The 2880-nt window shown below is 68.9% G+C and carries 3 protein-coding genes; all 3 read left to right on the top strand.

From position 1 onward, the window contains the following. Window positions 1-333, top strand: a 333-nt coding sequence (locus RHBS_RS26315; RefSeq protein ID WP_145977622.1) for an NUDIX hydrolase, incomplete at its 5' end; no start/stop codon positions are given. 2 nt (window positions 334-335) lie between these two features. After that, window positions 336-2063, top strand: a complete 1728-nt coding sequence (locus RHBS_RS26310; RefSeq protein ID WP_237669777.1) for a hypothetical protein — start codon at window positions 336-338, stop codon at window positions 2061-2063. Continuing rightward, window positions 1979-2758: a DUF6049 family protein gene (locus RHBS_RS31205; protein ID WP_237669774.1), complete on the top strand. Its 780-nt coding sequence runs from the start codon at window positions 1979-1981 to the stop codon at window positions 2756-2758. The genes RHBS_RS26310 and RHBS_RS31205 overlap by 85 nt, the downstream gene beginning before the upstream one ends. Window positions 2759-2880 lie beyond the last annotated feature (122 nt).

The following is a 2880-nucleotide window of genomic DNA, read 5'->3' as shown; positions in this document are numbered from 1 at the left end:
GGCGAAACGGCCGAGCAGACGGCCATGCGCGAGGTCGCCGAGGAAACCGGCATCCGCGGTACCGTCCTGGCCTCGCTGGGCAGCATCGACTACTGGTTCGTCACCGAAGGACGACGCGTCCACAAGACCGTCCACCACTACCTGCTCCGATTCCTGGGCGGCGAACTCTCGGACGAGGATCTCGAAGTGACCGAGGTCGCATGGGTTCCGCTGACCGAACTACCGTCTCGGCTCGCCTACGCCGACGAACGCAAACTCGCCGCCATCGCCACCCGCCTGATCGACGACATGAGCAGCGGCAACTCGGGCGCACCCATACCCGGCGGGAAGTGATCGTGCGGGCCCGGAAGGTCGCTGCCGCCGCATTGACCACGTTCGTTCTTGCGGTGGCACCGTCGGTCGGCACCGCAGCACTGGTCCCCACGCAGCTTCCCGACGCCGCAGCCCAGCCCGACTCCTCCGTCGGCGACAGCAGCGGCACCACCAGCGCCGTTCCGGACACTCCGATGACGCAGGACGGCAACCCCTTCCTGACGCTGAGCATCGAGACCGTCGCTCCCTCCACCGTCACCACCAGCAGCGATCCGTTCGTGACGGTGCGCGCCACGGTGACCAATACCGGGGACCGCCGCGTCGACGACGTCAGTGTCCGGATGCAGGCCGCTGCCGCCGTCGACACCACGGCCGGACTACGGACCTCGCTGACTCTCGAACAGGACCGATTCGACCGGTTCGGTGAGTTCGTCACTGTCGCCGACTCATTGGAGGAGGACGAGAGCCGCCAGTTCGACATGTCGATGCAGCTGCGCAGCACCACCGAGCCCTCGCTGGGAATCGAGGCCCCGGGCGTTTACCCGCTGCTGCTCAACGTCAACGGCACCCCCGAATACGGCGGAACCGCACGACTCGACGACGCCCGTTTCCTGCTCCCCGTCGTCGGACTGCCCCGCAACCCCGGTGAGATGGACCCCACCGCTCCGGGCGCGATGCCGCTGCCCCCCAACACCCGCAACCCCGTCGCGATGACGGTCCTGTGGCCGCTGGCCGACATTCCTCGCCTCGCTGCCGGAATCCCCGGTTCCGTCGACGAGCGCGTTCGGCTGATCGACGACGAACTGGCCGGCGAACTCGCCACCGGTGGGCGACTCGACACCCTCCTCAAGGCCGTTGAATTCGCGACGCAACCCGGCCTGGATCCCGACGGCAGACTCGCGTCGAGCCTGTGTATCGGCCTGGACCCCGACCTGCTCGTCACCGTCTCGAACATGACCCGCGGCTACCTCGTCGTCGACAACCCGGCCGATCCCGCGGGCGCCACCCGCGAGGGCACCGGAAGCGAAGCCGCATCCCAGTGGCTGTCCCGACTCGAAACGATCGCGTCGAGCACCTGCGTGACGGCGATGCCGTTCGCCCAGACCGATCTGGGGGCAGTGGCCGACATCGGCAATCCCACGTTGCTCAGTAGTGCCGTCAGCGCCCCGGCAGACATCGTCGACGGCATCCTCGGCATCACCTCGACGCGTGGCTTCACCTGGAGCACCACGGGTGGGGTGGACGCGGACACCGCCGACGCCCTGCGATCGGCGGGCACCGGCACCGTGCTGGTCGCCGACAACAGCATCAGCCCGCCGACCTCGGCTCCGACCTCGTTGCTGGTCTCGTCCGAAACCCAGCCGTCGGAAACCCAGCCGTCCGAAACGCAGCAGACCGAGACACTGGCAGCCACCCACTACGACGCCGCCACCGCAGCGGCACTGGCCGGCGTCGGAGACGGCCCGTCCACCCCTGCGCTCACCCCCTCCGAGCAGCGCTTCGACCTCGCCACCGACTCGCGTACCGCACGACTGCAGGACGCGCTGGGGGGCTGTGAACTTCCATGCGCTCGTCGGCACCGATCGGCCCGGGCGCACCGTCACCGTCGCCGCCCCCGCAGTACTGGACCGCGGGCGGAGACGAACCGTCGGCGATTCTGTCGACGGTGTCCTCGCTGCTGCGTTCCGGCCTGGCGACGCCGCGGCCACTGTCCGAGTTGCTTGCCGAACCCACCTCGGGCACCCCGGTGACCAGCATCGACGCAGCCACCGAACTCGATACCGGCACCATCGACCTGGTGCGATCGCAGAGCGCCCGGGTCGACACCCTGATGCAATCGCTCGTCGAGGATCCGCAATCCGAGCTGACCCCGCGCCTGTACACCGCCCCGCTGCGTGAGGACATGCTCCGGGCGCTGTCGACGGCGGGTCGCGCGAGCGCCGCCAGTGAAGAGACCGGCACCATGGCACGCGACCGACTCGATGCCATCCGCACCGGACTGGACACCATCTACGGATCGGTGACCGTGCTGGCCCCGGGCGGCGTCTACACCCTCGCTTCGGAGCAGAGCCCGCTGCTGCTCGTCGCCCGCAACGACCTTCCCGTCCCGGTGAACGTGCTGCTCCGGGTCGACGCGCCGCCGGAGATGACGATCAGCGACGTCGGCGTCACCCAACTTCCGGCCCGTGGATCACGGACCATCACCGTCCCCGCCGAGGTGGACGACACGCGCAATCTGTCCGTCGACTTCTCCGTCACGACGCTCGACGGCTCCCGGCTCGGTGAAGTGTCGACGGTGTCCGTTCGATCGAACGCATACGGCCAGGCGCTGGCGATAATTACCGCCTGCGCCGGTGCTCTCCTACTGTTACTTGCAGGTCGACGCCTCTGGCACCGATTCAGAGGTCAACCCGACCCGGCCGACGAAGGGTACGAGAGACCATGACAGGGAACGTCCCGTACGACGGCGACCTGCCGCGGTCACGCCTGCCCGCATCGCAGGTGTTCCGACGCACGACGCCACCGCGGTCCGCGCCCTGGGAACGGGCAGTCGCGGCCGGAGCTGCG

The organism is Rhodococcus sp. BS-15 (genome assembly GCF_000813105.1).
Taxonomy (GTDB): Bacteria; Actinomycetota; Actinomycetes; order Mycobacteriales; family Mycobacteriaceae; genus Rhodococcoides.
This window is presented reverse-complemented; position numbering and strand designations above follow the sequence as displayed.